Genomic DNA, 1,211 nt, shown 5'->3' on the forward strand with positions numbered 1-1,211 from the left:
GTTCCGTCTTCAAGAACCGCCAAGTCTGTAACTTTGCCGGAAAGTCCAAAATCGGAAAGTTTTATTTTCTTTTTGACATCATCGTCTATGTCTATTTCTGTGTTATTATATTTTGCATAGTAAATAGTTTGAGAAGCGTCTCCATCACCTAAGTATGTAAAATAAAGATTATCTCCTTGAATTGCAAAAGAAAAAGAACTGTATTTATTAATAATACTAAAAACTTTGTGCTTTTTAATTTCGGTGTTAAATATAGAATCCCCTTCATTTGTACTATTCATTAAAGTAAAGTTGTATTTACTGTTTTCATAAAGCACATTTAGAATCCAAAATTTATCCGCACTTCTATCGTAATAAGAGCCTTCAATACTATTTTCTATGTATCTATGTCTATCATTTTCAGTGCAATAAATACCTTGGTTGCTATAATAATAGACATATCCGTCATTGTTTTCTTTAGGATAGTATGATTTTTGTTTGCTCCAGTTTTCAGTGCAAGTTGAATAGTCGTATGCGTACAAATTGCTGTCATAATCATTAAAGAGAATGTACTTTGAATAAAATGCGCCTTCAAGAATCATTTTTATGGTGCAGTCAGTGTTTTCGCCGGCTTTTACTTTGATTTCCGCGCTTCCGCTTCCTTCAAGGATATTTTCGTCTGTGTTCCAGGCTTCCGCTGTGGCAGTGTATGTTCCAGGTTCTAGGTCGCCAAACTCTATTACCCCTCCCAGTGAACCTTCTTCGGTTTGGTCAAAGTCATCATTATAAAGGCGCACAATAAATTTGTCGGCATTGTCTTTGTTGTAGGCTGCACGGGAACTTCCCGGCAAGGCAACACGCACAGAGCCGTTTTCGCTAGAGCCAGAACTCATGTTCATGCACGAAATAAATGAAAAAAAAATACTGATATAATAGAAAGAAGTAGCTTTTTCATAAAGATTCCTCCTTGATATAGATGCAGTATGCTGTGATTATGTTAAAAAACAATTAGTTTGCCAATATTTGCATGGAGCTCTTGTTTTTTATTGCGCAATCTGTTGCCCACTTTTTTCTTTGTGTCGTTTCAAGCCTAAAATTTTCCTAGATTTTTTGAATCTTCCATGTTATTATTTTTATAAATCAACACGTGTAAATATTAGGAATTGGAGATAAGATAAAACCAGCCGAAAATAACGTCTGTTTTTATCTTTAAAAGTTTGCGTTGCAAACTT

1 pseudogene is annotated in these 1,211 nt (G+C 34.5%); it reads right to left on the reverse strand.

Annotation, left to right across the window (positions count from 1 at the left end):
- Positions 1-878 (reverse strand): annotated as a pseudogene (locus tag B4C08_RS07550) (hypothetical protein); the annotation flags it as partial.
- Between the last annotated feature and the right edge of the window lie 333 nt (positions 879-1,211).

It is taken from the genome of Treponema sp. UBA753, from assembly GCF_002297325.1.
GTDB lineage: Bacteria > Spirochaetota > Spirochaetia > Treponematales > Treponemataceae > Treponema_D.